The organism is Streptomyces sp. CHD11 (genome assembly GCF_018638295.1).
Taxonomy (GTDB): Bacteria; Actinomycetota; Actinomycetes; order Streptomycetales; family Streptomycetaceae; genus Streptomyces.
In genome coordinates this window covers 147,687-173,791 of the sequence record NZ_JABTTS010000030.1, presented here as the reverse complement: position 1 = coordinate 173,791, position 26,105 = coordinate 147,687, and the positions used below count along the sequence as shown (strand labels likewise).

General features: G+C 72.9%; 24 protein-coding genes. 7 read left to right on the top strand and 17 right to left on the bottom strand.

All coding sequences use genetic code 11. The features are described from left to right. Positions 1-103: 103 nt before the first annotated feature. From pstB to HTV45_RS27170, 10 genes are all read right to left on the bottom strand, one after another. Positions 104-880: a phosphate ABC transporter ATP-binding protein PstB gene (gene pstB, locus HTV45_RS27215; protein WP_215208532.1), complete on the bottom strand. Its 777-nt coding sequence runs from the start codon at positions 878-880 to the stop codon at positions 104-106. Between the two features lie 37 nt (positions 881-917). Next, positions 918-1,979 carry a phosphate ABC transporter permease PstA gene (gene pstA, locus HTV45_RS27210; protein WP_215208531.1) on the bottom strand — a complete coding sequence of 354 codons (1,062 nt, stop codon included), beginning with the start codon at positions 1,977-1,979 and terminating at the stop codon, positions 918-920. Further along, a complete protein-coding gene (gene pstC / locus HTV45_RS27205; RefSeq protein ID WP_215208530.1) occupies positions 1,976-2,983 on the bottom strand; it encodes a phosphate ABC transporter permease subunit PstC in 1,008 nt (335 codons plus the stop codon). The genes pstA and pstC overlap by 4 nt, the downstream gene beginning before the upstream one ends. A 132-nt stretch (positions 2,984-3,115) precedes the next feature. Beyond that, positions 3,116-4,246 (bottom strand): phosphate ABC transporter substrate-binding protein PstS, encoded by a 1,131-nt coding sequence (gene pstS, locus HTV45_RS27200; RefSeq protein WP_215208529.1) that lies wholly within the window; start codon positions 4,244-4,246, stop codon positions 3,116-3,118. 221 nt (positions 4,247-4,467) lie between these two features. Continuing rightward, the gene (locus tag HTV45_RS27195; RefSeq protein ID WP_215208528.1) at positions 4,468-4,914 is read right to left on the bottom strand and encodes an NUDIX hydrolase; all 447 of its coding nucleotides are present in this window, start codon (positions 4,912-4,914) and stop codon (positions 4,468-4,470) included. Positions 4,915-4,989: 75 nt separating this feature from the next. Further along, positions 4,990-6,195 carry a CHAD domain-containing protein gene (locus tag HTV45_RS27190; protein ID WP_215208527.1) on the bottom strand — a complete coding sequence of 402 codons (1,206 nt, stop codon included), beginning with the start codon at positions 6,193-6,195 and terminating at the stop codon, positions 4,990-4,992. Next, on the bottom strand, positions 6,176-8,407 hold the full coding sequence (locus HTV45_RS27185) for an RNA degradosome polyphosphate kinase (RefSeq protein WP_215208526.1): 2,232 nt from the start codon (positions 8,405-8,407) through the stop codon (positions 6,176-6,178). Before HTV45_RS27185 ends, HTV45_RS27190 begins: the two co-directional genes overlap by 20 nt. A 585-nt stretch (positions 8,408-8,992) precedes the next feature. Then, positions 8,993-9,994, bottom strand: a complete 1,002-nt coding sequence (locus HTV45_RS27180) for an ABC transporter permease (RefSeq protein WP_215208525.1) — start codon at positions 9,992-9,994, stop codon at positions 8,993-8,995. Next, a complete protein-coding gene (locus tag HTV45_RS27175) occupies positions 9,991-10,881 on the bottom strand; it encodes an ABC transporter ATP-binding protein (protein ID WP_215208524.1) in 891 nt (296 codons plus the stop codon). The genes HTV45_RS27180 and HTV45_RS27175 overlap by 4 nt, the downstream gene beginning before the upstream one ends. After that, positions 10,878-11,357, bottom strand: coding sequence for a GntR family transcriptional regulator (locus HTV45_RS27170; RefSeq protein ID WP_215208523.1), 480 nt, complete (start codon positions 11,355-11,357; stop codon positions 10,878-10,880). Before HTV45_RS27170 ends, HTV45_RS27175 begins: the two co-directional genes overlap by 4 nt. A 110-nt stretch (positions 11,358-11,467) precedes the next feature. On the opposite strand from HTV45_RS27170, the gene HTV45_RS27165 reads away from it, so the two are divergent. The 5 genes from HTV45_RS27165 (at position 11,468) to HTV45_RS27145 (ending at position 16,486) form a co-directional block, all read left to right on the top strand. Beyond that, on the top strand, positions 11,468-12,019 hold the full coding sequence (locus tag HTV45_RS27165) for an RNA polymerase sigma factor (protein WP_215208522.1): 552 nt from the start codon (positions 11,468-11,470) through the stop codon (positions 12,017-12,019). Beyond that, a complete protein-coding gene (locus tag HTV45_RS27160) occupies positions 12,016-12,867 on the top strand; it encodes a zf-HC2 domain-containing protein (protein ID WP_215208521.1) in 852 nt (283 codons plus the stop codon). The genes HTV45_RS27165 and HTV45_RS27160 overlap by 4 nt, the downstream gene beginning before the upstream one ends. Positions 12,868-13,377: 510 nt before the next feature. Then, complete coding sequence (locus HTV45_RS27155; RefSeq protein ID WP_215208520.1) at positions 13,378-14,238, top strand: ABC transporter ATP-binding protein; 861 nt, start codon at positions 13,378-13,380, stop codon at positions 14,236-14,238. Continuing rightward, positions 14,235-15,755: an ABC transporter permease gene (locus HTV45_RS27150; RefSeq protein WP_215208519.1), complete on the top strand. Its 1,521-nt coding sequence runs from the start codon at positions 14,235-14,237 to the stop codon at positions 15,753-15,755. The genes HTV45_RS27155 and HTV45_RS27150 overlap by 4 nt, the downstream gene beginning before the upstream one ends. Continuing rightward, on the top strand, positions 15,746-16,486 hold the full coding sequence (locus tag HTV45_RS27145) for an ABC transporter (RefSeq protein ID WP_308309763.1): 741 nt from the start codon (positions 15,746-15,748) through the stop codon (positions 16,484-16,486). The genes HTV45_RS27150 and HTV45_RS27145 overlap by 10 nt, the downstream gene beginning before the upstream one ends. Here the strand turns inward: HTV45_RS27145 and mshD are convergent. Beyond that, positions 16,446-17,372: a mycothiol synthase gene (gene mshD / locus HTV45_RS27140; protein ID WP_215208518.1), complete on the bottom strand. Its 927-nt coding sequence runs from the start codon at positions 17,370-17,372 to the stop codon at positions 16,446-16,448. The two genes, HTV45_RS27145 and mshD, sit on opposite strands and share 41 nt — an antisense overlap. 158 nt (positions 17,373-17,530) lie before the next feature. On the opposite strand from mshD, the gene HTV45_RS27135 reads away from it, so the two are divergent. After that, on the top strand, positions 17,531-19,378 hold the full coding sequence (locus tag HTV45_RS27135; protein ID WP_215208517.1) for a bifunctional UDP-sugar hydrolase/5'-nucleotidase: 1,848 nt from the start codon (positions 17,531-17,533) through the stop codon (positions 19,376-19,378). On the opposite strand, the gene HTV45_RS35075 is transcribed toward HTV45_RS27135, so the two are convergent. Together HTV45_RS35075 and HTV45_RS27125 are read right to left on the bottom strand one after the other, a co-directional pair. Beyond that, positions 19,362-19,820, bottom strand: a complete 459-nt coding sequence (locus HTV45_RS35075) for an SMI1/KNR4 family protein (protein ID WP_215208516.1) — start codon at positions 19,818-19,820, stop codon at positions 19,362-19,364. The two genes, HTV45_RS27135 and HTV45_RS35075, sit on opposite strands and share 17 nt — an antisense overlap. Before the next feature lie 46 nt (positions 19,821-19,866). After that, positions 19,867-20,574, bottom strand: a complete 708-nt coding sequence (locus tag HTV45_RS27125; RefSeq protein ID WP_215208515.1) for an NAD(P)-dependent oxidoreductase — start codon at positions 20,572-20,574, stop codon at positions 19,867-19,869. A 94-nt stretch (positions 20,575-20,668) separates the two neighbouring features. Here HTV45_RS27125 and HTV45_RS27120 point away from each other — a divergent pair, with 94 nt between their 5' ends. Further along, a complete protein-coding gene (locus tag HTV45_RS27120) occupies positions 20,669-21,352 on the top strand; it encodes a TetR/AcrR family transcriptional regulator (protein WP_215208514.1) in 684 nt (227 codons plus the stop codon). A gap of 39 nt (positions 21,353-21,391) precedes the next feature. Here HTV45_RS27120 and HTV45_RS27115 read toward each other — a convergent pair whose 3' ends face one another. The 4 genes from HTV45_RS27115 to HTV45_RS27100 form a co-directional block, all read right to left on the bottom strand. Beyond that, a complete protein-coding gene (locus HTV45_RS27115; protein WP_215208513.1) occupies positions 21,392-22,867 on the bottom strand; it encodes a cell wall metabolism sensor histidine kinase WalK in 1,476 nt (491 codons plus the stop codon). Continuing rightward, positions 22,864-23,604, bottom strand: coding sequence for a response regulator transcription factor (locus tag HTV45_RS27110; protein ID WP_215208512.1), 741 nt, complete (start codon positions 23,602-23,604; stop codon positions 22,864-22,866). Before HTV45_RS27110 ends, HTV45_RS27115 begins: the two co-directional genes overlap by 4 nt. 125 nt (positions 23,605-23,729) lie before the next feature. Then, positions 23,730-24,731: a S1C family serine protease gene (locus HTV45_RS27105; protein WP_215208511.1), complete on the bottom strand. Its 1,002-nt coding sequence runs from the start codon at positions 24,729-24,731 to the stop codon at positions 23,730-23,732. Positions 24,732-25,039: 308 nt separating this feature from the next. Then, positions 25,040-26,062 carry a LacI family DNA-binding transcriptional regulator gene (locus tag HTV45_RS27100; protein WP_215208510.1) on the bottom strand — a complete coding sequence of 341 codons (1,023 nt, stop codon included), beginning with the start codon at positions 26,060-26,062 and terminating at the stop codon, positions 25,040-25,042. Positions 26,063-26,105 lie beyond the last annotated feature (43 nt).

The window sequence follows — 26,105 nt, the reverse complement described above, 5'->3', positions numbered from 1 at the left end:
GCGTGGGGCTGTTCGTGGGCAGGTGGAAGGGCCCCCCCCCGGTGAGGGGGCGGGCCCTTCGGCCTCGCGGTGGCACCGCCATGCAGCACCGCGAGGGGACCGGTCAGCCGAAGCGGCCGGAGATGTAGTCCTCGGTGGCCTGGACGGACGGGTTGGAGAAGATCCGCTCCGTGTCGTCGAGCTCGATCAGCTTGCCCGGCTGGCCGACGGCGGCGAGGTTGAAGAAGGCGGTGCGGTCGGAGACGCGGGCCGCCTGCTGCATGTTGTGCGTCACGATGACGATCGTGAACTGTTCCTTCAGCTCACCGATCAGGTCCTCGATCGCGAGGGTGGAGATCGGGTCGAGCGCGGAGCAGGGTTCGTCCATCAGCAGGACGTTCGGCTCGACCGCGATGGCGCGGGCGATGCACAGCCGCTGCTGCTGGCCGCCGGAGAGACCCGAGCCCGGCTTGTTCAGGCGGTCCTTGACCTCGTTCCAGAGGTTGGCGCCCCTGAGGGACTTCTCGACGACATCGTCCAGCTCGGACTTCTTGTACTTGCCGTTCAGGCGCAGGCCCGCCGCCACGTTGTCGTACACCGACATGGTGGGGAACGGGTTCGGGCGCTGGAAGACCATGCCGACCTCACGCCGTACCGCCACCGGGTCGATGCCCGCGCCGTACAGGTTCTCGTCGTCGAGCATGACCTTGCCCTCGACCCGGCCGCCCGGCGTCACCTCGTGCATCCTGTTGAGGGTGCGCAGGAAGGTGGACTTGCCGCAGCCGGACGGGCCGATGAAGGCCGTCACGGAACGGGGCTCGACGGTCATCGAGATGTCCTCGATGGCCAGGAAGGAGCCGTAGTAGGCGTTGAGGCCGCTGACGTCGACGCGCTTGGCCATGGGTATCACTTCTTCTTTCGGATCGGGGTGGTGGCCTTCAGCGACCGGTCCTCGGGGCCTTCCAGCGGGCGATGGCCTGGGCCGCGAGGTTGAGGATCATGATGAACGCGATGAGCGTCAGGGCCGCCGCCCAGGCACGGTCGTACGCCGCGCCGGAGCCCGAGCTGTTCATGTACTGCAGGTAGATGTACATCGGGAGCGACGCCTGGGGGTCCTTGAACGGGTTGGTGTTGATGTAGTTCGTGACCCAGACCAGCAGCAGTACGGGGGCGGTCTCACCGGTGATGCGCGCGACGGAGAGCATCACGCCGGTGGTGATGCCGCCGATCGACGTCGGCAGGACCACCTTCAGGATGGTGCGCCACTTCGGGACACCCAGGGCCAGCGACGCCTCGCGCAGCTCGTTCGGGACGAGCTTGAGCATCTCCTCGGTGGAGCGGACGACGATCGGGATCATCAGGATGGACAGCGCCATGGAGCCGGCGAAGCCGGAGGGGCCCATGTCCAGGATCAGCACCCAGAGGCTGAGGATGAACAGACCCGCGACGATCGACGGGATGCCCGTCATGACGTCGACGAAGAAGGTGACGGCCTTGGCGAGCCTGCCGCGGCCGTACTCGACCAGGTAGATCGCGGTGAGCACACCCACCGGCACCGAGATCAGGGCGGCGAGACCGACCTGCTCCAGGGTGCCGAGGATGGCGTGGTAGATGCCGCCGCCGGGCTCGGTGTCGGCGACCACGCCCATGGAGTGGGTGAGGAAGTAGACGTCGAACACCTTCACGCCGCGTTCGACGGTCTCCCAGATGAGGGAGGCCAGCGGGATGACGGCCAGCAGGAAGGCCACCCACACCAGGCTGGTCGCGGTGCGGTCCCTGGCCTGGCGCCGGCCCTCGACCTTCGCGGAGATGCCGTACGACAGGACGACGAACAGGACCGCGGCGATCAGGCCCCACTGGATGTCGCTGTGCAGACCGGCCGCGGAGCTGATGCCGAGCCCGAGGACGACCGAGCCGGCGGCGACCGCCCAGGAGAACCACTTGGGCAGCGCCGCGCCGCGCAGGGAGCTGGGCTGGGGGGACAGGGTTGCGTGGCTCATGCGTTGGCCCCCGAGTACTCCTTGCGGCGGGCGATGATCAGCCGGGCCGCGCCGTTGACCAGCAGGGTGATGACGAAGAGCACCATGCCGGAGGCGATCAGCGCGTCCTGGCCCATCACGGTGGCCTCGTTGAACTTGCTGGCGATGTTCTGGGCGAAGGTGCCGCCGCCCGGGTCGAGCAGGCTGGCACTGATGTCGAACGACGGGGAGAGCACCATGGCCACGGCCATCGTCTCGCCGAGCGCGCGGCCGAGGCCCAGCATCGAGGCGGAGATGACACCGGAGCGGCCGAAGGGGAGGACCGATATGCGGATGACCTCCCAGCGGGTGGCGCCGAGGGCCAGGGCGGCCTCCTCGTGCATCCGCGGGACCTGCCGGAAGACCTCGCGGCTGACGTTGGTGATGATCGGCAGGATCATCAGTGCGAGCAGGATGCCCACGGTGAGCAGTGAGCGGGCGGGGCCGCCCTCCCAGGCGAAGACGCCGGTCCAGCCGAGGTACTCGTCGAGCCAGCTGTAGAGGCCGTCCATGTGCGGCACCAGGACGAGGACGCCCCAGAGGCCGTAGACGATGGACGGGACGGCGGCGAGCAGGTCGATCACGTAGCCGATCGGCCCGCCGAGGCGGCGGGGGGCGTAGTGCGTGATGAACAGGGCGATGCCGACCGAGATCGGGACCGCGATGACCATGGCGATCAGCGACGACACGACGGTGCCGAAGACCAGGACCGCGATGCCGAACTCCGGCGGCACGCCGGCGGGGTTCCACTCGAAGGAGGTGAGGAAGTTCGCCTCGTTCTTGCCGATGGCCAGGGCGGCGCGGTAGGTCAGGAAGGCCGCGATCGCGGCCATGAGGACCAGGACGAAGATGCCGGACCCGCGGGAGAGCCCGAGGAAGATCCGGTCACCGGGGCGGGTGGCGCCGCGCGCGGCGCGCTTGTCCGCGGGCGCGGCCGGCTCGGGGGCGGCGGGTGGCGCGGTGGGTTTCTGTGTGGTGGTGTCCATCGGGTTCTCCGGTCTGCGGAGCCGCCGGGTCGGGCGGCTCGGTCGGAGCCGTCCGGGTCCGGGGGCTCCTGTTGGCGGTGCACCGGACGGTGCGGACCGGCTCCGTGGTCGGGGCCGGTCCGCACGCTGGGATCAGGCGAGGCTCGAGATGGTCTCGCGGACCTTGGTGATGATCTCCTCGGGCATCGGGGCGTAGCCCGCGGCGGCCAGCTGGGCCTGACCGTCCTCGGAGGCCATGTAGTTCAGGAAGGACCGGGTGGTGGGCAGGGTCTCCGCCTTGTTGCCCTTGTCGCAGACGATCTCGTACGTCACCAGGACGATCGGGTAGGCGCCGTCGGCGGACGGGGTGTAGTCCAGCTCCAGGGCCAGGTCCTTGCCGGTGCCGACGACCTTGGCGGCACCGATGGCCGCGGTGGCGTTGTCGACGGTGGCCGCGACCGGCTCGGCGGCCTCGGTCTTGATGTCGACGGTGTTCAGGCCGTCCGAGGCGTAGGAGAGCTCGAAGTACGAGATCGCGCCCGAGGTCTGCTTGACCTGCTGGGCCACGCCGGAGGAACCCTGCGCGGACTGGCCGCCCTCCGCCTCCCAGGACTTGCCCGGCTCGTACTTCCAGTCGCCGGGCGCGGCGGCCTTCAGGTACTTGGTGAAGTTGTCCGTGGTGCCGGACTCGTCGGAGCGGTGGAAGGCCAGGATCTTGAGGTCGGGAAGCTTCGCGTCGGGGTTGAGCTTCGCGATGGCCTCGTCGTTCCAGTTGGTGATCTTGCTGTCGAAGATCTGCGCGAGGGTCGGCGCGTCCAGGGCGAGGGTGTCGACACCGGGGACGTTGAAGCCGACCGCGATCGGGCCGCCGACCATCGGCAGGTCGATGCCCTGGCCGCCGGAGCAGATCTCCTTGGAGGCCTCGATCTCCTCGGGCTTCAGTGCGGAGTCCGAACCGGCGAAGGCGGTCTGGCCCTGGGTGAAGGCGGTGATGCCCGCGCCCGAACCGGTCGGGTTGTAGTTGACCTGTACGCCCTTGCAGGCCGCGGTGTAGGCCTTCACCCAGGCGTCGATGGCGTTCTTCTGCGCGGAGGAGCCGGAGGCCTGGAGCTGGCCCTTGGCGTCACCGCAGTCGATGTTGCCGGCCTGTGCGGTGGCGGAGGCGTCGCCGCCGTCGGTGTTGCCACCGGTGTCGTCGGAGCCGCACGCCGTGAGGGCCAGGGCGCCGGAGACGGCGAGAGCACCGAGAGCGAGGGCCCGCCGGTTCTTGCGCTGAAGCTTCACTTGAGTTCCTTCCAGTGGCCGCCGTCCTGAATTCGGCGGCGTGCGAAGTGGGTGATGGGTCCGCCCTTGCTGCTTCGGACGATCCGCATCGCGTAAGGCCGAAATTAGGCAGAAGAGGTGAAGCGTCCGATGGGCGTACATGAACGGGGGGTGAACCCCTGAGGGCGGTGCGGTGAGGTCACGGAAAGCTCACGCCCAGGACACGGGGTGATAGCGGGCGGTCACCGTGCCGGGCGGAGGGTGGCGAGGAGGGCGTCCACGAGGGCGGCGTCGTCGGCGCGGGTGAGGTGGGCGCGGGCGGCGTCCGGGGACAGCCAGAGGACGCGGTCGACCTCGTTGTTCGGGGTGAAGGTGCCGGCGACCGCTTCGGCGGCCCAGTAGCGGACCTGCTTGGGCCGGCCGTTCGCGAGATAGCGCGCGGTGGGGAGCCCGGCGGTCGGTACGGCGGTGTGGCCCGTCTCCTCGGCGACCTCGCGCAGGGCGCCGGCCAGCGGGTCCTCACCGCGCTTCAGCTTGCCCTTGGGCCAGGACCAGTCGTCGTACTTCGGCCGGTGGACGAGACACAGCTCAAGGGTGCCGGTCACGGGGGAGCGGCGCCACAGGACGCAGCCCGCGGCCTGGACGGTGAGGGTGCGGGGACGGGGGTCGCCGGAGCCGGGGGTGTTCACCGTCTGCCCTCCGTGGGTCTGCCGTTTCCGTGCCGTGCCGGTGCTCGCACCTGTGGCGCCGTGCCCTGCGCCGTGTCAGGCCGGCGGTTTGCCGGTGTCCGCCGGCCGGGAGCCGGGGGCCGTCTTCTGCCAGGCGTGCTGGAACGCGTACCGCGCTGCCTCCACCTCATGCCGCTGATCGGCGTGGAGCACGCCCAGCGCGTACGCCGTGGCCGGGGCGATCCGCGGCGTGCGGGCCGCCTGCGCGGCGGCGGCGGCCGCCTCGGAGGCGTTGCGGTGCCGGTCGAGGGCCTCGCCGGCGGCGCGGAGACGGAGGCCGGTGCCGGTGTCGGTTGCGGTGCCCAGGACCTCGCGGGCGTAGCGGTGCAGGCGCAGGAGGAGGCGCACCTGGTGCCAGGGGGCGTCCTGCGGGTGCGGGGAGGGGTCCGGGGAGAGCCCGTGGATCAGCGCCTCCGCGTTGTACGGGCTGCCCGCCGTGAGCAGCGGCAGCGCGGCGACGGCGGCGGCGAGCCGTTCCCGCGCGGCGTCGGCCTGCGGGCGCAGGTCGGCGCCGTCGGCCGCCGGGGACAGCGGCACCTCGCTGGCGAGTAAGGCGACCTTGTCGGCGACCCCGTGGAACCGGGAGGAGCCGAGGGCCTGCAGCGCGGTGGAGTGCGCCCGGGTCCGGGCCAGCGTCAGCTGCCGGTCCAGCAGGGCGCCGGCCTTGGCGGCACCGACGGTGAGACCGCCCCGGTCGGGGGCGGGGACGGGCCGGGCGGCACGGTCCGCGTCGGAGGTGAGCACGTCGGTGCGGGGTGGCGTGGTGGTGAGGGCCGCCGTGCCGGCGGGCCCGGGGGAGTGCTCGGGGCCGCCGGCCGGCCGGCATGCGGTGGCCGCTCCGCGCACGGGGGCCGGGGCCTGGGCGGGGAAGGGGGCCGCCCCGGACAGGCGGTGCAGGGCCAGGAGGAGCTGGTCCAGACGGGCGGCGCAGGCGTGCTCCTGGGCCAGGGTGCCGCAGACCCAGGCCAGTTCGGGGCGCAGCGCCTCCGACCAGTCGGGGTCGAGCACCGGCTGGAAGGTGTGGAGGCCGGCGCTGATCCGGCGGGCCGCGCGGCGCAGCGCGCGGGCCGCCTCGACGGACTCCTCCGACGCGGCCGCACCCGCGCCGGCCTCCCGGTGGAGGCGCAGCGCGCGGAGGAACTCGGTGGCCCGGGCCCGCAGATAGCCGGCCAGCGCGTCGGCCGGTACGGGGTCCGCGGGACCGGCCGCGGGGTCCGTCGGATCAAGGTGTCGCTGTGCCACGCCGGCGCCTCCGGGCGTCTATGAGCATCTCCTGGACATTGCGCAGGGGCTGGCCGTCCAGGTCCGTCGAGTGCCGCGTCCACTCGCCGTCCGGGCCGAGGTGCCAGGAGGCCGTGGTGTCGGACATGCCGGTCTCCAGCAGCCGGTTGAGCGCGGCGCGGTGGGCCGGGTCGGTGATCCGTACCAGTGCCTCTATTCGGCGGTCGAGGTTGCGGTGCATCATGTCGGCGCTGCCGAACCACACCTCGGGCTCACCGCCGTTGCCGAAGGCGAAGACGCGGGAGTGCTCCAGGAAGCGGCCGAGGACGGACCGTACCCGGACGTTCTCCGACAGCCCCTCCACGCCCGGCCGGATGGCACAGATGCCGCGCACCCAGATGTCCACCGGGACGCCCGCCTGCGACGCCCGGTAGCAGGCGTCGATGACCGCCTCGTCGACCATCGAGTTGACCTTGATCCGTACGTACGCGGGCCGCCCGGCACGGTGGTGCCGGGCCTCCTTGTCGATCCGCGAGACCAGGCCGTCGCGCAGTGACTTGGGGGCGACGAGGAGCCGTCGGTAGGTCTCGCGGCGGGAGTAGCCGGAGAGGCGGTTGAACAGGTCGGAGAGGTCCGCGCCGACCTGCGGGTCGGCGGTGAGCACGCCGAGGTCCTCGTAGAGGCGGGCCGTCTTCGGGTGGTAGTTGCCGGTGCCGACGTGGCTGTAGCGCCGTAGCGTGTCGCCCTCCTGACGGACCACCAGGGACAGCTTGCAGTGGGTCTTCAGGCCGACCAGGCCGTAGACGACGTGGCAGCCCGCCTCCTCCAGCTTGCGCGCCCACTTGATGTTGGCGTGTTCGTCGAAGCGGGCCTTGATCTCGACCAGGACGAGGACCTGCTTGCCGGACTCGGCGGCGTCGATGAGCGCGTCGACTATGGGGGAGTCACCGGACGTCCGGTACAGGGTCTGCTTGATGGCGAGGACGTCGGGGTCGCCGGCCGCCTGCTCCAGGAACGCCTGCACGGAGGTGGAGAAGGAGTCGTAGGGGTGGTGCAGCAGCACGTCCCGGCTGCGCAGGGCCGCGAAGATGTCGGGGGCCGACGCGGACTCGACCTCCGCCAGGTCGCGGTGGGTGCCCGCGACGAACTTCGGGTACTTCAGCTCGGGCCGGTCCAGGCTGTGGATGCGGAAGAGGCCGGTGAGGTCGAGCGGGCCGGGCAGCGGGTAGACCTCCGCCTCGCTGACCTTCAGCTCGCGCACCAGCAGGTCCAGCACCTCACGGTCGATGGACTCCTCTACCTCCAGGCGCACCGGCGGTCCGAAGCGGCGCCGCATGAGCTCCTTCTCCAGTGCCTGGAGCAGGTTCTCCGCGTCGTCCTCCTCGACCTCCAGGTCCTCGTTGCGGGTCAGCCGGAAGGCGTGGTGCTGGAGCACCTCCATGCCCGGGAACAGCTCCTCCAGATGGGCCGCGATCACATCCTCGATGGGGACGTAGCGGCCGGGGGAGCTCTCCAGGAAACGGGACAGCAGCGGCGGCACCTTCACCCGGGCGAAGTGCCGGTGGCCGGTGACGGGGTTGCGTACGACGACGGCCAGGTTCAGCGACAGACCGGAGATGTACGGGAAGGGGTGCGCGGGGTCGACCGCCAGGGGGGTCAGCACCGGGAAGATCTGGTGCCGGAAGAGGGTGAAGAGCCGGGCCTGCTCCTTCTCCGTCAGCTCGCTCCAGCGGACCAGGTGGATGCCCTCCTGCGCGAGTGCGGGGGCGATGTCCTCGTGGTAGCAGGCGGCGTGCCGGGCCATCAGTTCGCGGGAGCGGGCCCAGATCATCTCCAGCACCTCGCGCGGCTGGAGGCCGGAGGCGGAGCGGGTGGCGACACCGGTGGCGATGCGGCGCTTCAGGCCGGCCACGCGGACCATGAAGAACTCGTCCAGGTTGCTGGCGAAGATCGCGAGGAAGTTCGCGCGTTCCAGCAGGGGGGTGTCGGGGTCCTCTGCGAGCTCCAGCACGCGCTCGTTGAAGGCGAGCCAGCTGCGTTCCCGGTCGAGGAAGCGGCCCTGGGGCAGGGGGGCGCCGTCGGTGGGCGTCTCCTCGTAACCGTCGAGGTCCGCGTCGATGTCCGGTTCCAGGTCGGAGACCACTCCGGCCAGGGTGTGCGGGCGGTGGGCGGCGATGGAGCCCACGGAGGGCTGCGGGTGCTGTACCTGTGCCTGGGCGTTGGGCTGGCTCATGGCCCCATTCTTCCGTGCCGGGGGCGTCACGGGCGCGTCGGAACGCGGGGGAGGGAGCGGTGGGGGCCCTGGGACGGCACCGGTGCCCCCGTTCACCCGTCGGGGCGGTGCGGGGTCTGGCACGGCGGGATGCATTGGCCGAGCGTCGCAAGTCTGTCTGAATCAGCGGTTACGGAGACATGACGTGCGGGGTGCCGGGCGGCGGCTCGCGGGGGTGTGGTGCGGTGCGGCGGTGGGAGGGCTCCCCGCTTCCGGCTGTGCTCGCGTCCACCGTCAGGGGCGTGCCGGTCGGCGTATCTGCCGGCGGGGCGGTCGGGCTGGGCGGGGGTGTCGCGCGGCCCGGCGGCTGCGGGGTGCCTCCCCATTCCCGGTTTCTCCCCCACCCTCGACCGCGCTCGAGCGGGGGACCCCCATCGCCCTGGGGGTGTCTTCCGGGCCTTCGAGGCACCGGGGGAGGCACGACTGCCCGCAGGGGGCGGGGCGGGGTGGTGGGATCGCCCGCAGTGGGGCCCGGTGGGTGGGGTGTGAGGGTGGCCCCCGGTCCGTGGAAGGTGAAGCGGTCGGGCGGGGGCCGTAGGAGGGACGTCAGGGGGTGCGGTGGCGCAGGACGCGGAAGGCCGTGTAGGCCAGGAGGGCGGCGACGGCGAGCACGATGCCGGAGGCGACCAGTTGGAGCGGCCAGTAGTGGGCGGCGGGGTGGAGGTCGCGGTAGAAGCTGACGGCGCCCATGTCGGACAGTGCCGCCTCGCAGCTGGGCGCCATGCTGGAGTAGCAGGGGAGGTCCAGCCGGTCGCCGTCGGCGGTCACCACGCCCTGGCCGGTCACGATGCCCCAGCCCTTCGGGCCGTACGTCAGGCTGCTGGTCCTGGTGGCCGCGGGCCACAGCTGCGGCAGGACGGCGTGGACGGCCGCCCACAGCGCCCCGAGGGCGACGGCGCCCGTGGCGAGCGCGGCCGGCGCGCGGCGCAGCAGCAGCCCCGCGAGGACGCCTGCGGCCAGCCCGGCCAGGGCGAAGGCCACCGGGAGGGTGCCGTTGGCGTAGAAGGTGGGGAAGTGGTCCCACGACATGGTGATGGTGTCGATGCGCCCCTCGGCCGTGGTCCAGGCCAGGCGGTGCAGCAGGGCGAGCAGGCCGGTCGCCGCGAGGATCAGTGCGGCCGGGAAGGCGAGGCGGGAGGCCAGCCAGCGGGCCGGGGAGACGCCCTGCGTCCAGGCGAGGCGGGCCGTGCCGGACTCCAGCTCACGGCCGGTGAGCGAGCCGCCGGCCCAGGCGGCGACCAGGAACGGCACGGCCAGCACGGCGTAGGTCGTGTAGGTGTAGACCTGCTTGTAGCGGTTGGCTTCCTGCTCGTAGGAGCAGCTCGGGTCGTGGTCGCAGGCCTTGTACTGCTGCCAGGCCGTCTCCGAGGCGTCGGTGAGCGGGCCGCCGAGCCACAGCAGCGCCGCGGCGGTCAGCAGTACGAGCGCCGCACCGGCGAGCAGGGCCGGGCGGTGCAGCCGCATCAGCCAGCGCAGCTGCCGGGGGGCGGGCGCGGGGCCCGGGCCGGCGGTGGGCGTGGCCGGGGCGGTGGTCTGGGTGGCGCTCACGCGGCGGCCTCCGTGGTGTCGGGCGCCGGGGTGAGGGCGGGGGCGCCGGGGTTGCGCAGGTAGGACAGGACGAGTTCCTCGAGGGACGGCGTGCTGGTGCGCCAGTCGCCCTGCAGCGGTCCGGCCGGGCGCAGCAGCGCGCTGAGCTGGCGGCCGGTGGTGCGGGACTCGACGACCGCGTGCGGGGTCAGCTCGGTATCCGCGGGGGCGGCCACGCGGGTATGGGCCGCCAGCAGGTCGTCGATCTCGCCGGCGAGACGGACCCGGCCGCCGCCGATCAGCAGCAGATGGTCGCAGGAGTCCTCCAGTTCGGCGACTACGTGGGAGGACATGACGATCGTCGTGCCGTGCTCGGCGGCCTGCCCCATCAGTACGCCCATCAGTTCGTGCCGGGCCAGTGGATCGAGGTCGGCCATCGGCTCGTCCATGAGCAGCAGCTCGGGGCGTTTGCCCAGAGCCAGGGCGAGGGCGACCCGGGTGCGCTGGCCGCCGGAGAGCGTGCGGATCCGCGCCCGCGGGTCCAGGTCGCCGCCGGCCACGACCCGCCCGGCGGTGTCCGCGTCCCAGCGGCCCGGATTCAGGTCGGCGCCCATGAGCAGCGTCTCGGCGACGCTGAGCTGCGGGTACAGCGGCTTGTCCTGGCCGACGAAGCCCACCCGGGGGCGGGCCGTCGCCGGGTCCGTGCCGAGGACGGTGACCGTGCCCTCGGTGGGGACGAGCAGCCCGGCGGCGAGGGTAAGCAGCGTGGACTTGCCCGCGCCGTTGGGTCCGACGACGGCGCAGACGCGTCCGGCGGGCAGCCTGAAGGAACAGTCGCGCAGCGCCCAGACGGCGCGTCGGCCGAAGCGCTTGCCCAGCGCGTCTGCCTCGATGGCCGGGACGGTCATGACGGGTCTCCCTGAGAGGTCTTCGGAGGTTCTGTGCGGTGGGCCGGCGTCGGGCCGGGTGCTGCCGGCGGGCCGGGTGCCGGCCCCGCGCCGGGTGGGCCTGCCGGGTAGTACGTCTCGAGTACGGAGGTGAAGAGCGCGGCGACGTCCTCCCGCTCCAGTCCGGCCGCGCGGGCCCGGGACACCCAGGCCTCCAGTTCGGCGGGCAGCGGGGAGTCGGCGGGAGTGGTGCCCAGGGAACGCTGTACGAAGGTGCCGAGGCCGCGCCGCGCCTCGACCAGGCCCTCACGCTCCAGCTCGCGGTAGGCCTTCAGCACGGTGTTGGGGTTGACGGCGGTGGCCTCGACGACCTCGCGGGCCGTGGGCAGCTTGTCGCCGGGCGCCAGCAGCCCTAGGCGCAGGGCCAGTTTGGTCTGCTGCACGATCTGGACGTAGGTGGCCACCCCACTGTGCCGGTCGATGCGGTAGTCGACCACTCGATAACCACCCTTTCACTAGTTGACTAGTGAAAGGGTGGTGCGGGGCGGGCGAAAAGTCAACCCGGCATCCTGTGAACCGGTCGGCCGGGCGCGTCCGATGAGGAGACGTGAGCGAAACGAGAAGCGACGGGGAGCTGCTGCGCGCGATCGCGGCGGACGCGGACCGGCGCGCCTTCGAGGAGCTGTACCGGCGGTACGCGCCGTGGCTGACCGCCCGCATGCGCAGCCGGTGCGCCGACGCGGGCCTCGTCGACGACGTGGTCCAGGAGACGTTCCTCGCGGTGTGGCGCGGCACGGCCCGCTACCGGGAGGGGACGGCCGGCGCGGACGCCGCCGGATGGCTGTGGCGGATCGCCTCGCGCCGGCTGGTCGACGCACTGCGCGGCGCCGGCGCGCGCGGCCGGCTGCGGCAGACCCTCGCACGGCTGCGGCACCGGGACGAGGCGTCGGCGGAGGAGCGCGTACTCGCCGGGGTGGAGCACGGGGACCTCGCCGGTGCCCTGGTCCGGCTGTCGCCGGAGCTGCGCGCGGTGCTCCAGGCCACGGTCGTCGACGGGCTGACCACCCGCGAGGCAGCCGTCCTGCTCGGCATCCCGCCGGGCACGGTCAAGACACGGGCGATGCGGGCCCGCAGGCAACTCCGGGAGGCGCTGGCATGACGAACGCGACAACGGGCTGGCACGTACCCGAAGAGGATCTGCGGGCCTACGCCCGGGGCGAGCTGGAACCGCCCATGCTGTGGTCGGCCGACACCCACCTCACCGCCTGTGCCCACTGCCGGAGTGTCCTCGCCGCGGCCGGCGACCCCGTCCGGCTCGACGCGGGCTGGGAACGCCTCGACGCCGAACTCGACGCGCCGAGGCCGGGGCTCCTGGAGTCCCTGCTCGTGCGGCTCGGCGTCGCCGACCACACCGCACGGCTGCTGGCGGCCACCCCGGCGCTGCGCGGCTCCTGGCTCGGCGCGGTCGTCGCCGTCCTCCTGCTCACCGCGGCCGTCGCCGCGGGCCAGGACACCACCGGCTCGCCCACCCTCTTCCTCGCGCTCGCACCGCTGCTGCCCCTCGTCGGGGTCGCGCTGTCGTACGGGCCCGTCCTGGACCCGACGTACGAGATGGCGGTCGTCGCCCCGATGCACGGCTTCCGGCTACTGATGATCCGCACGGTGGCGGCACTCGGCGCCGGGCTCTGCCTCAACGGGCTCGCCACCCTCGCCCTGCCCGGGTACGGGCTGCGCGCCCTGGCCTGGCTGCTGCCCGCCCTCGCGCTCACCGCGACCGCCCTCGCGCTCACGGCCCGGCTGGGCCCGGTACCGGCGCCGCTGCTCGTCGGCGGCGGCTGGATCGCGCTGCTGCTCACGGCGGACGCGGCACGGGCCGGTGAGGACAGCCCGCTCGCCCCGTTCACCGCGGCGGGCCAGGGCGTGTCCGCGGCGGTGGCCGTACTCGCCGCCGGACTCCTCGTCCTGCTCCGTGACCGTTTCGACGTGGGCCGGGGGGAGGCACCCTGACCCTCCCCGGCGCCTTCCCGGACGCCGGGGCGAAAGGGCCCGGATGCCCCGGCCCTCCCGAGCCGGGGCACCGCGGGCCCGGCCGCCTGGATCCCCGCCGCCGGAGAGCCGCGGCGTCCTACGCCGCCCGGCCCCTGCCCTGACCGCCTCTGCTCCCCGTTGCCGGGGGTGCCACGACCCGACTGTTCCTGCTCCCCGTCGCCGGGGATGCCACGACCTGACCGCCCTCGCTCCCCGTTGCCGGGGACGCGACGACCCGACTGTTCCTGCTCCCCGTCGCCGGGGATGCCACGACCTGACCGCCCTCGCTCCCCGTCGCCGGGGACGCGACGACTTGACCGCCCTCGCTCCCCGTTGCCGGGGACGTGACGACCCGACTGTTCCTGCTCCCCGTCGCCGGGGGCGCGACGACCCGACCGCCCCCGCTCCCCGCAGGGGCCCGCGGTGCACGTCACCGCCCCGCCACCGCTTCCGCCCGTTCGACTCCCCTCTACCTGTACGGAGTTCCGTATGACCGCCACTGTCTCCGCCTCCGGGCTGAGCCTCCACTACGGACGCACCCGCGCCCTCGACGACGTCTCACTCAGCCTGTCCACCGGTGTCACGGGGCTGCTCGGGCCCAACGGGGCCGGCAAGACGACGCTGCTGCGGGTGCTCGCCACCGCCGTACCGGCAGACCGGGGCGCGTTCACCGTGCTCGGGCACGACCCCGCCACCTCGCGCGGCCGGCAGGAGGTGCGGCGCCACCTCGGCTACCTGCCGCAGACCCCCGGCTTCCACCCCGACTTCACCGCCTTCGAGTTCGTCGACTACGTGGCGATCCTCAAGGAGCTCACCGACCGCGCCGCCCGGCACCGTGAGGTGCGGCGGGCGCTCGACGAGGCCGGGCTCGCCGACGTACGCGGCAAGCGCATCAAGAAGCTGTCCGGCGGAATGCGGCAGCGGGTGGCGCTCGCGGCCGCGCTCGTCGGGGACCCCGGGTTCGTCGTCCTCGACGAGCCGACCGTCGGACTCGACCCCGAACAGCGCATGCGCTTCCGTGAGCTGATCGCGCGGGCCGGGGAGGACCGTACGGTGCTGCTGTCCACGCACCAGACGGAGGACGTGGCGATGCTCTGCAACCGGGTGGTGGTCCTGGCCGACGGCACCGTCCGCTTCGACGGCACCCCCGCCGAGCTGACCGCGCAGGCCGCCGGACGGGTGTGGAGCAGCGCCGGGCGGGACGCGGGCGCGAAGGCCGGATGGCGCACCGGGACGGGCACCTTCCGCAACGTGGGCGACCCGCCCACCGGCGCCGACCTGGTCGAACCCACTCTGGAGGACGGCTACCTGCTGACCCTCGACGGCACGAGCGCGGCGGTGACGGCATGACCACGACGACGGAGCGTCCCGCCCCCGCCACGGTGACGACCGGACGCCGCGCCTCCTGGGCGGCCGTGTTCGTCCTGGCCGGTTTCGAGACCCGCAGACTTCTGCTCCGGGTGCCCGTGCTGGTCGCGTTCGGGGTCTATGCCGCCTGGATCGGGTGGCGGGCCCTCGACGCCTACGACGGTTTCCCCGCGCTGCAGGACGTCGACCGGGCCACCCAGAACGGGCCGCAGCTCGTCGGCCTGGCGGTGCTGCTGAGCGTGCACCAGGCCGTGCTGCGCTCGCGCCGGCACGACACCGACCGGCACCTGTCCGTGCTGATGGTCCAGCCGTGGCGCCGTACGGTCGCGCATCTGCTGTCCGTCGTGCCGGTGGCGCTGCTCGTCGCGCTGTGCGTGGGCGCCCAGTTCACCCGGGAGGCGCTCAAGCCGGGCGCCGTCGGGCACGGCTCCCCGGGCGAACTCCTGGTCGGGCCGCTGTCGGTGCTGCTGTTCGGCGGGTTCGGCGTACTGCTGGGCCGGTTGCTGCCCGTACCTCTCGCCGCCCCGCTGCTGATCGTCTTCCTCCTCTTCTTCTTCGCGCTCGCGGCGGAGCCCACCGGCGAGGGCTGGACACGGTGGCTGGTGCCGTCGGTCGGCGAGAACAGTGTCGCCACGCTCCCGTCCGACCTGATCGGCCGCCCCGCCGGCTGGCACGCCCTCTATCTCGCGGGCCTCGCCCTGAGCGTGGCTCTGCTGGCGGTGCTGGTCTCCGGGGCCAGGCTGCGGACCGTCCAGGCGTGTGTCGCCTGCGCGGTGGCGCTGACGACGGTCGGCGCGGTGGGGCAGTCCCGGGGTGTGCCGGAGGAGGTGACCGCGGCGCGCGAGCAGGCCACCGTCGCCCCGGAGAAGACGCAGAAGTGCGTCGAACGGGACGGCACCACGTACTGCGCCTTCCCCGAGTGGGGGCCGCGTACCGGCGACTGGGCGGGGATCGTGGACGACGTGCGCTCCCGCGCCGGAGGAGGCGGCGCCGGGGACCGGCCGCTGACCGTACGGCAGCGGATCGAGGCGCGTTACGGCCTGGACGGAGACGCCGCGCTCGCCCCGTCCGCCCGGCCGGACGAGGTGACCGTCGGCACGTCGTGGGGCGGCAGCCGGGTCCCGGAGTTCGCCGTCACCGTCGCCGGTGTGCTGGTCACCGGCGGGGAGGAGGCGCTGGGCGAGATGTGCGACGGCCGGATCGTCACCGTGATGTGGCTGGGCCTCGCCGGCCGGCCCGACCCGGTGGCCGATCTGCGGCGGGTGCGTCTGGACGACAGCGCCTCCGGCTCGGCGATCGTCATCTCGCAGACGGAGCCGCTGTCGATGACCACCGCCCACACGGAACTCGTGGTGGACCTGCTGGGACAGCCCCGGGACGAGGTCGCGGCGAAGGTGAAGGACGGCTGGGCCGAGCTGACCGCCCCGGGCGTGACGACCGAGCGGGTCGCGGGGGTGCTGGGCGTGGACGCGCCGGAGGGGGAGGACGAGTGCGAGTGATCGGGGAGTCGGTGAGCGTCCGGCCGCCGGCCGGCGGCAGACCCCCGGTGCCGCTGACGCAGTCGGCGTCGGAGCTGCTGCGGCCGGTCGTACGGACCATGCCCTGGCGGATGATCGCGACGGCCGCCGGTCTCGGCCTGTCGCTCGCCGCCTACCCGGGGCTGACGGACGACGAGCCGAGCCCGTGGTCGGCGCTGATCGCCCTGCGGGCGGCCGCCGTGGCCTTCGCCCTGGGGGCGGCCTTCCTGCTGGACGATCCGGCCCGGCAGATCACGGCGGCCGTCCCCACCAGGCGCGCCCTCCGTCACGGGCTGCGCCTCGCCCTCCTCGTCCCGGTCGCCGCCGTGTGGTGGACCGCGTCCCTGCTCGCCGTCCCGGAGCCGGTACGCCCCCCGGTGGCCGGGACGACCGTCGAGGCGGCGACGATCCTGGCCCTCGCCCTGACCGGGGCGGCGCTGGCGGTGCACCGCGGGGACAGCGTCCGGCCGGGGCAGGCGGTCGCCGGGTTCCTGCTCGCCTCCGCGGTCCTGGCGCCGCTGCTGTCCCCCGACAGCTGGGCTCTCTTCGTGGACCCCGGCGACCCCAGGTGGGCGGTCGCCCACGACCGCTGGACGGTGCTGCTGTGTGCCGTGCTGCTGACGGGGGCGGCGGCCGCGACGGAGCCGGTACGGGGCTCGGCGCGCCGTCGGCTCAGGTCTCGGTCCGGTACATCAGATCGGTCTCGTGGGTGACGAACCCCAGCCGCTCGTAGACGGACACCGCCGCCTTGTTGTCGGCGTCCACGTAGAGCATGGCCGTCGGCAGTCCCCTGCCCGCCAGATACCGCAGCCCGATCGTGGTGAGGGACTTGCCGAGGCCGCCGCCCTGGGCGTCGGGGCTCACGCCGAGGACGTACACCTCGCCCAGCCCCTCCGCCTCGTGCGCCTTGGTCCAGTGGAAGCCGACGAGGCGGCCGTCCCGCTCCGCGAGGAAGAACCCCTCGGGGTCGAACCACGGTTCGGCCTTGCGGTCGTCGAGGTCGCGCTGGGTGAGGGAACCCTGCTCGGGGTGGTGGGCGAAGGCGGCGGCGTTCACCGCGAGCCAGGCCGCGTCGTCCCGGCCGGGCAGATACGTACGGACCCGCACGCCCTTGGGCAGCTCCGGCTCGAGCCCGGCGAGGCCGGCCAGCGGGCGGCGCATCTGCCGCAGTTCGCGGAAGAGCGTCAGTCCGAGCACCTGCGCCAGATGCCGGGCGGCGGCGTGACCGCCGTGCGCCCACACCCGCAGCCGCTTGCCGGAGGCGGCGAGCAGCGCGTTGCCGAGGGCCCTCCCGTGTCCGTGGCCCCGGTGGGAGGGGTGCACGACCAGTTCGGCGGCCGGCGGTTCCACCGGATCGGTGTCCTCCAGCTGGGCGTATCCGACGAGTTCGCCGTCGACGTGGAGCAGCAGGTGCGAGACCCCTTCCCGCTCCCCGCCGCGCAGTTGCAGCCGCCCCTGTTCGGACACCGCCTGCTGACCGTCGGTCCGGGCGGCCTCGGCGAGCAGGGCGAGCACCGCCTCGGTCTGCTCGGGAGAGAGCGCGGCGTGGGTCTGGAGGGAGCGGGGCCGGCCGGGCCGTGCGAAGTCGTCGCTGGTCATGCGTACGAGGGTAAGGGGATCGCGCGAAAGGGCGGCGCACAAAGGACGACAACGGTGTCGGTGAAAAACACATCAGGATGTAACCCCGAATGGCCTGTCGCGCTACGCGCGTTGACTCTAGGCTGCGCCGGTACCCACTCGGACCCACAGGGGGGCGTATGCCAGCCACATCCCCGGCGCAGCACCCGAACCACCCGCGCCGCAGACGCCGTACGAACCGACTTCTCGCGACCGCCGCCGGTGTCCTCACCGCCGGCGCGCTGGCCGCCGCCGCCCTGCCCGGGTCGGCGACCGCCGGCGAGCACCACGGGGGCAAGGGCACGCCGCACGGCCACCACCACGACCGGCCGGGCCGCTACCAGGACGTGCAACTGCTGTCCTTCAACGACCTGCACGGCAACCTGGAACCCCCGGCGGGCTCCTCCGGCCGGGTCACCGAACTCCAGCCGGACGGCACGACGACGACCATCGACGCGGGCGGCGTCGAGTACCTGGCCACACACCTGCGCGAGGCCCGCAAGGGCAACCGCTACTCGATCACCGCGGCCGGCGGCGACATGGTCGGCGCGTCCCCGCTGATCTCGGGTCTCTTCCACGACGAGCCCACCATCGAGGCGCTGAACAGGCTCGACCTGGACGTCACCTCGGTCGGCAACCACGAGTTCGACGAGGGCGCGCGCGAGCTGGGCCGCCTCCAGAACGGCGGCTGCCACCCGGTGGACGGCTGCTACACCGACAAGAAGTTCGAGGGCGCCGACTTCCCGTACCTGGCGGCCAACGTCCTCGACGAGAAGACCAGGAAGCCCCTTCTCAAGCCCTACTGGGTGTGGAAGCAGCAGGGCGTCAGGGTCGGCTTCATCGGCGTCACCCTCGAGGGCACCCCGGACATCGTCTCCGCCGAGGGCGTGAAGGGCCTGTCCTTCAAGGACGAGGTCGAGACGATCAACAAGTACGCCGCGGAACTGCGCCGCAAGGGCGTGAGGTCCATCGTGGCGCTCATCCACGAGGGCGGCTTCCCGGCCTCCTCCTCCTACAACTACGACTGCGACTCCCCGGGCGCCGGCGACGGCATCTCGGGCCCGATCGCGGACATCGCCGAGAACGTCACGCCGGACGTGGACGCGCTGGTCACCGGCCACACCCACGCGGCGTACGCCTGCACCATCCCCGACCCGTCCGGCAAGCCGCGCACGGTCACCTCGGCCGCGTCCTTCGGCCGCCTCTACACGGACACCACGCTGACGTACGACCGCCGGACGGGTGACATCGCCCGTACGGCCGTGAAGTCCGCGAACCACGTCGTCACCCGGGGCGTCCCCAGGGCGCCCGACATGACCCGCCTGATCGACCGGTGGAACACCCTCGCCGCGCCCATCGGCAACCGCCCGATCGGCTACATCTCCGGCGACATCGTCCGCGACGGCGTGGAATCCCCGCTCGGTGACCTGATCGCCGACGCCCAGCTGGAGTACGGCAGGACCCTGGACCCGGAGACCGACCTCGCGCTGATGAACCCGGGCGGCATCCGTGCCTCGCTCACCCACGAGGCCAGTGGCTCCGAGGGCGACGGCGTGGTCACCTTCGCCGAGGGCTTCACCGTCCAGCCGTTCGCCAACACGGTGAACCTCCAGGACTTCACCGGCGCCCAGCTGATCCAGGCGCTGAAGGAGCAGGTCAGCGGCCCGAACGAGGCGGCCCCGAAGATCCTCCAGATCTCGTCCGGGCTGACCTACACCCTGGACCTGACCCGGTCGGGCGCGGACCGCGTGGTCACGGACTCCATCAGGCTCGACGGTTCCGCGATCGACCCGGCCGCCACCTACCGCGTCGCGACGAACAGCTTCCTCGCGGGCGGCGGCGACGGCTTCCCGACCCTGGGCGAAGGCACGGGCGACCTGGTCGGCGAGGACGACCTGACGGCCCTCGAGCAGTACCTGACCGCCAACTCGACCCCGGCGGCCCCGATCGCCCCGCCGGCGGCGGACCGCATCACCCTCGTGCAGTAGCAGCCACGGCCGGGGCCGGTACGAGGACGTCGACACGCCTCGTACCGGCCCCGCGCCATGTCCATCGCGGCATACGGGCCGCCCGCCCCGCGTTGTCCACAGGGAAGGCAGCCGCGACACGCGGGCCGGCCTGTTCCTCCTCCCACAGCCAGGCTTCCGTCAGGGGGAACGGCCGGCTGGGATCACGCTCCACCTCCTCCTCGCCGTCCCAGTCGTCGGGCAGCCGGGCCAGCGGCAGCAGCCCGTAGTGCGGCGGTCCGGAGGCCGAGCCGTCCGCGATCTCGGCGACGAAGGTCCGGTAGGGCTCGGGCAGCACGACACCGTGCTCGGCCTCGAAGGCGCGCACGGCGTCCCACCCCAGCGCGGGCTCCCGTCCTTCCGTGCCCTCGAACGCCGCTCGTATCGCGGCCAGGTCCGCCGGATCGGCGTGGTCGGTGTTCACCCGGTACACCTACCACCGCACACCGACAGTCCGCCCCGGAACGACGTCACTCGGCGGCGGGGGCGTGCGCGAGGGCACTCGGCGTCATACAGCCGACGATCGCCGGGGCCTCCTGGACCAGCGAGTCGTCGGTGAGGGCCTCCACCATGAACAGGGCGAAGTCCACCCGGCGGGTCAGATTGCCGGCCAGGACCGGATCGCCCACGTGCCGGCTCCACACGGGCAGGCCCTGGCTCTCCCCCTCCTCCAGGTCGCTGCCGCGCACCACGGTCCACCGGGTGTCGCTGGCGAACACCCGCCGGCACGCCTCCACCTGGTCGTCGATCTCGACCACACGGAGGAGCTTGGCGAGCACGGACGCGATCCGGACGCCCAGCAGGAACATCCGTGAGTACCTGTCCTTGCCGTCGCGGGTGATGTGCCAGCCGCAGGAGAACACCAGGCGGGCGCCGGGGCGTGCGTGGTCGAGCACCGCCTGCGCCGTGCCCGACGCGTACTGCCGCACGCCCCAGGGCACCAGCACGGTCAGCACCCCGTCGCATCCCGCGACCGCCCGCCGGATCACGTCCGGGTCGTTCGTGGGCCCGGGTACGACGGTCATCCGGCCCTCGAACTCCGCCAGTTTCGGCACGCTGCGCTCCCGGCACACGCCGACCACCTCGTAACCGCGTTCGAGCGCGTGCCGGACCATGTACCGCCCCAGCTTCCCTGAAGCCCCGATGACGCAGACCTTGCGCATGCGATCAGTCCCCATGACAGTCCCCTCCGCCGGATCGCCGACCTTATGATGTAAGGCAAGGTAGCCTTATGCCGTAAGTTGGTCAATGAACGGGAGAGGGAGAGGGCGGATGCCCGAGGGAGGCAAGGGCCGGCGCAAGGCGTCGGCGCGCACCCCGCTCAGCCGCGAGCGCGTGATCCGCACGGCGGTGGCGGTGGCGGACGAGAAGGGGTCGGCCGCGCTCACCATGCGGGCCATCGCCGAGCCGCTCGGGGTCGAGGCGATGTCGCTCTACCACCACGTGGCGGGCAGGGAGGACATCCTCGACGGCATGGTGGACGCGGTGTTCGGCGAGATCGACCTGCCTCCGCGCGACACGGACTGGAAGAGCGCGATGCGCCACCGGGCGGACTCCGCCCGCGCCGTCCTCGGACGCCATCCGTGGGCCATCGGCCTCATGGATTCCCGCTCGACGCCCGGCCCCGCGACCCTGCGTCACCACGACGCGGTCATCGGGGCGCTGCGCGCGGCGGGCTTCTCCGTCGGGATGACGGCGCACGCCTTCTCGGTGATCGACAGCTACCTGTACGGATTCGTCCTCCAGGAGCTGGCCATGCCGTTCGGGGACACGGCGGAGATGGAACAGGTCGCCGGTGCCCTGGTGCGCGAGATGCCCGCCGGCGCCTACCCCCACCTCACCGAACTGGCCACCGAGCGGGTGCTCAAGCCCGGCTACGACTACGCCGACGAGTTCGCCTTCGGCCTCACCCTCATCCTCGACGCCCTCCACCCCGACGAGGCCCCGGCCGGCTGAGCCGCACCGGTGGCCCGGGGACGCCGGGCCGCCGCCGGGTCACGGCGCCTCCGGTGGCGGGGTCGGGGCGCCCGGGAGGCGGATGGTGGCGGTCATGCCGGTGTCCTCGGCCGGGGCCAGGGTGACCTCGCCGCCGGCCTGGTGGACCGTGCGCGCCACGATGGAGAGGCCCAGGCCGGAGCCGGGGAGGGCGCGGGCGCCGGGAGAGCGCCAGAAGCGGTCGAAGACGTACGGGAGTTCGTCGGCGGGCATGCCGGGACCGTGGTCGCGGACGGTGAGGACGCCGCCGGTGAGGCGGACCTCGACCGTGCCGCCCGGCGGGCTGAACTTCACCGCGTTGTCGAGCACGTTGACCACCGCCCGTTCCAGGGCGGCCGGTTCCGCCCGTACGTACCAGGGGTGAAGGTCCGCCGTGATGGTCAGCTCCGGGCCGCGCAGCCGGGCGCGGCGCAGGGCCGACTCGACGGCGTCGTGCCAGGCGACGATCTGGGTGCGGCCGGCGTGCGGATCGGTGTCCGGACGGGACAGCTCCTGCAGGTCACCGATGAGGGCGGCCAGTTCGGTCATCTGTGCCTTGACCGAGGTCAGCAGGGCCTTGCGGTCCTCGGCGGGCAGCGGGCGGCCCGTCTCCTCGCTGCGGCTGAAGAGTTCGATGTTGGTGCGCAGGGACGTGAGGGGGGTGCGCAGCTCGTGGCCGGCGTCCGCGATGAGCTGCTGCTGCAGATCGCGGGAGCTGGCGAGCGCGGACGTCATCGAGTTGAAGGAGTGGGAGAGCCGGGCGATCTCGTCCTCGGAGTCGTCCTCCACGGGGATGCGGATGCCCAGATCCTCGGTGCGGGCCACGTGCTCGACGGCCTCGGTGAGCCGGTCGACCGGGCGCAGTCCGGCGCGGGCGACGGCGAGACCCGCGGCGGCGGAGCCGAGGACGCCGACTCCCGAGACGAGCAGCAGGAGCAGGGCCAGTTCGTTGAGTGTGGACCGGGTGTTGTCGAGCGGCACCGCGACGGCGAAGGCGTACTCCTGGACCACGGCCCGGCCCAGCGGACCGGTCTCGATGACGACGGCCGTCGTCAGCACGCGCACCGGCCGGCCCTCGCTGTCGGTGCCGTTGCGGAAGACACCCTCCTCCGGGTCCGGGTGCGCGGCCACCTCCTCGTCGCCGTCCGTGACGGCGATCGCGGCCGCGGAGTAGGGCAGCACGCAGACACGGCCGTCCGCGCCGACCAGCTGGGCGTACTGCTTGCTGCGCGGGGCGATGGTGCCCGTGTCGGACGGCTCCTGGACACAGGTGTGGGTGAGCTGCTCGAACTCCTCCCGCTGGAGGGTGAGGACCGACGACCGCAGATCGTCGTCGATCTCGTCGTACAGCTTCCCCTGCACGATGAACCAGCAGGTCACGGAGACCGCCGCCACCGCGAACGCCACCGCCGCCGCCACCAGCAGGGACAGCCGCGCACGGATCGGGAGCGAGCGGAAACGGCGTACCGGCCCGGCCGCTCCGCGCCGCCCGGTCACTCCGGCCAGCCCTGCCGCAGCGCGTACCCCACCCCCCGCACCGTGTGTACCAGACGCGGTTCGCCGCCCGCCTCGGTCTTGCGGCGCAGGTACATGACGTACACGTCGAGCGAGTTGGAGGACGGTTCGAAGTCGAAGCCCCACACCGCCTTCAGGATCTGCTCACGGGTGAGCACCTGCCGCGGGTGGGCCATGAACATCTCCAGCAGGGTGAACTCCGTGCGGGTCAGCTCCACGGGCCGGTCGCCGCGCGTGACCTCCCGCGTGACCAGGTTCATCCGCAGGTCGGCGAAGGTGAGCACGTCGTCCGACTCGGCCGAGGCGGCCACCGCCGCCGCGTACGAGCTGCGGCGCAGCAGCGCGCGGATACGGGCGAACAGCTCGTCCAGCTCGAACGGCTTGACCAGGTAGTCGTCGGCCCCCGCGTCCAGCCCCGTCACCCGGTCGCCGACGGTGTCGCGGGCCGTCAGCATCAGGATGGGCGTGGTGTCGCCGGTGGCACGGATGCGGCGGGCGGCGGTGAGGCCGTCCATGCGGGGCATCTGGATGTCGAGGACCAGCAGGTCCGGCCGGTACGCCGCCGTCTTCTCCAGGGCGTCCGCGCCGTCGACGGCGACCTCGGTGCCGTACCCCTCGAAGGCCAGGCTGCGCTGGAGCGCTTCGCGCACCGCCGGCTCGTCGTCGACGATCAGGACGCGCTGGGGGGCTCGGTCGCCTTCTGCGGGGGCGGGGTTCATCGGATGTCGGGTTCCTCTGTCTGCTGTCTGCTGTCTGCGGAGGACGGCGATGCGGCGGGGCGGGAAGACAGGGCCGGTGTCCGGTCTCCCGGGTCCTCAGCGTCGCACGTTTCCCCGGCCTCGCGTCAGTTCATCGCACCGGAGCGCAGGGCCGGCAGATCGGCCTTGACCGTGTCGACCGGGATGGCGAAGCCCAGGCCCACGCTGCCGGCCGCGGAGGAGTCCGCGCCGCTGGGCGCGTACATCGCCGAGTTGACGCCGATGATGTCGCCGTTCATGTCGATCAGCGCGCCGCCGGAGTTGCCGGGGTTCAGCGAGGCGTCGGTCTGGATCGCCTTGTACGTGGTGGTCGAGCCGCCGGTGTCGCCGTTGAACTGGCGGCCGTCGTACTCGAACGGCCAGCCGCCACCCCGCTGCTGTCCCCGGCTCTGGTCCGTCGAGACGGTCACGTCCCGGTCGAGCGCGGAGACGATACCGCTGGTCACCGTGCCGGTCAGGCCCTCGGGCGAGCCGATCGCCACGACCTGGTCCCCTACCTGCACGCCGTCGGACTCACCGAGCGTGGCCTCCGTCAGACCGGAGGCGTTCTCGAGCTTGATCAGCGCCAGGTCCTTGCCGCTGTCGGTGCCGACGACCTTCGCCGTGTACGCCGTGCCGTCGTCGGTGCGCACCTTGACCGAGGAGGCCCCGGCGACGACGTGGTTGTTGGTGATGATCTCACCGTCGTCCGAGATGATCACACCGGAGCCGGTGGAGGAGCCGGTGCCGGTGGTCGCCCTGATCTCGACGATGCTCGGACCGACCGCCCTGGCGACACCGGAGACCGTGCCCTTCTGGCTCGACGGTACGACGTGGGTGCTGGTCGAACTCGAGGAGGCGGCCGAGCCGTCGCCGGTCAGCTCCTGGATGCCGTAGGCGGTGCCGCCGCCGACGGCCGCCGCGACGATCGCCACGGCGGCGAGCAGGGTGGCGGGGCCACGGGCGCGCCTTCGCCGCGGGACATGGTGCGAGGGCTGCGCGGGGGCCGCCGCGGCTTCCGGCGCGTACGCCGGCGGCGGCGGCCACGCGGGGTTCACCTGGTGCGTGCTGCTCTCGGACTCGCCGCTCGGGCGAGGGCTCTCGGTCATGTTCACGAGCCTCGCGCCCGACGATGAGAACACCCTGAGTGCTCGCTGAGAAGCCCGACAGAACCGTGTATGCCCGATATGAAGGGCGAGGGTGCGGTGACAGGGCAGGGAGCCGCGCTGCGGTGTCCGGACGCAGGTCAGAGGCGCGGTGGCGGTGCAGGCACCTGCGGCGCGGTGTCCACGCGGCAGGGCAGGCACCCGCGGTGTGGTGTCCGGCCGAAGGGTCGGTGGCGCGGTGTCGGGACGGGCGAGGCCCTTGGCGCGGTGATCCGGGCCGGGGCGCCCGCCGTGCGGCGTGCGCGGGCCGGTTACGCGCAGCCGCAGGACTGGCGGGTCACCAGGCGGGAGGGAAACACCTTCAGGCGTTCGCGGCGCGAGCCCGCCACCCGGACGCCGTCGTCCAGGACGAGGTCGACCGCCGACCGGGCCATCGCCGGGCGGTCGGAGGCGACGGTGGTCAGGGGCGGGTCGGCGAGCGCCGCCTCCTTGATGTCGTCGAACCCGGCGACCGCGAGCTCCCCCGGCACGTCGATGCGCAGTTCCCGCGCGGCGCGCAGGATGCCGATCGCCTGGTCGTCGGTGGAGCAGAAGACGGCCGGCGGGCGGTCGGGTCCGGAGAGGATGTCCAGCCCGATGCGGTAGGCGTCGTAGCGGTTGTACGGGGCCTCGAAGAGGCGGCCCTCGGTCGGCAGGCCGGCCTCCTGCATCGCGCGCCGCCAGCCCTCGACGTGGTCCGAGACGGGGTCGCCCACGGCGGGGGTCTCCGCCGTGCCGCCGACACAGGCCACGTACGCGTTCCCGTGCTCCAGCAGGTGGCGTACGGCGAGCTGGGCGCCGCCGAGGTCGTCCGTGACGACCGCGACGTCGTCGATCGCCTCCGGGCGCTCGTGCAGCAGGACCACCCGGGCGTCCCAGGCGTCGATCTCCGCGGCGGCCAGGTCGTTCAGCGCGTGGCTGACCAGGATCAGCCCGGAGACGCGCATGCCGAGGAAGGCGCGCAGATAGTGGACCTCGCGCTCACCGATGTAGTCGGAGTTCCCGACGAGCACCATTTTCCCGCGCTCGGACGCGGCCTGTTCGACCGCGTGCGCCATCTCCCCGAAGAAGGGCTGGCGCGCGTCCGGCACGATCAGGCCTATGAGATCCGTGCGCCGGGACGCCATCGCCTGGGCGACGCGGTCGGGCCGGTACCCCAGCTCCTTGATCGCGCCGAGAACGCGCTCGCGCGTGGCCGGGGCAACCGGCCGGGGTCCGTTGTTGATGACGTAACTGACGACGGCGGTGGACGTACCCGCCAGCCGCGCCACATCATCCCTGGTTACCTTGGCCACGCGCGGAGTCTACGCGGATATATCCGGGACGGGCAGGGAGCGA

Bases quoted from the DNA above. Each gene is read 5' to 3' on its own strand.
- pstB (WP_215208532.1), bottom strand. From the start codon at position 880: ATGGCCAAGCGCGTCGACGTCAGCGGCCTCAACGCCTACTACGGCTCC.
- pstA (WP_215208531.1), bottom strand. From the start codon at position 1,979: ATGAGCCACGCAACCCTGTCCCCCCAGCCCAGCTCCCTGCGCGGCGCG.
- pstC (WP_215208530.1), bottom strand. From the start codon at position 2,983: ATGGACACCACCACACAGAAACCCACCGCGCCACCCGCCGCCCCCGAG.
- HTV45_RS27185 (WP_215208526.1), bottom strand. From the start codon at position 8,407: ATGAGCCAGCCCAACGCCCAGGCACAGGTACAGCACCCGCAGCCCTCC.
- HTV45_RS27175 (WP_215208524.1), bottom strand. From the start codon at position 10,881: ATGACCGTCCCGGCCATCGAGGCAGACGCGCTGGGCAAGCGCTTCGGC.
- HTV45_RS27160 (WP_215208521.1), top strand. From the start codon at position 12,016: ATGACGAACGCGACAACGGGCTGGCACGTACCCGAAGAGGATCTGCGG.
- HTV45_RS27155 (WP_215208520.1), top strand. From the start codon at position 13,378: ATGACCGCCACTGTCTCCGCCTCCGGGCTGAGCCTCCACTACGGACGC.
- HTV45_RS27150 (WP_215208519.1), top strand. From the start codon at position 14,235: ATGACCACGACGACGGAGCGTCCCGCCCCCGCCACGGTGACGACCGGA.
- mshD (WP_215208518.1), bottom strand. From the start codon at position 17,372: ATGACCAGCGACGACTTCGCACGGCCCGGCCGGCCCCGCTCCCTCCAG.
- HTV45_RS27135 (WP_215208517.1), top strand. From the start codon at position 17,531: ATGCCAGCCACATCCCCGGCGCAGCACCCGAACCACCCGCGCCGCAGA.
- HTV45_RS27125 (WP_215208515.1), bottom strand. From the start codon at position 20,574: ATGGGGACTGATCGCATGCGCAAGGTCTGCGTCATCGGGGCTTCAGGG.
- HTV45_RS27120 (WP_215208514.1), top strand. From the start codon at position 20,669: ATGCCCGAGGGAGGCAAGGGCCGGCGCAAGGCGTCGGCGCGCACCCCG.
- HTV45_RS27110 (WP_215208512.1), bottom strand. From the start codon at position 23,604: ATGAACCCCGCCCCCGCAGAAGGCGACCGAGCCCCCCAGCGCGTCCTG.
- HTV45_RS27105 (WP_215208511.1), bottom strand. From the start codon at position 24,731: ATGACCGAGAGCCCTCGCCCGAGCGGCGAGTCCGAGAGCAGCACGCAC.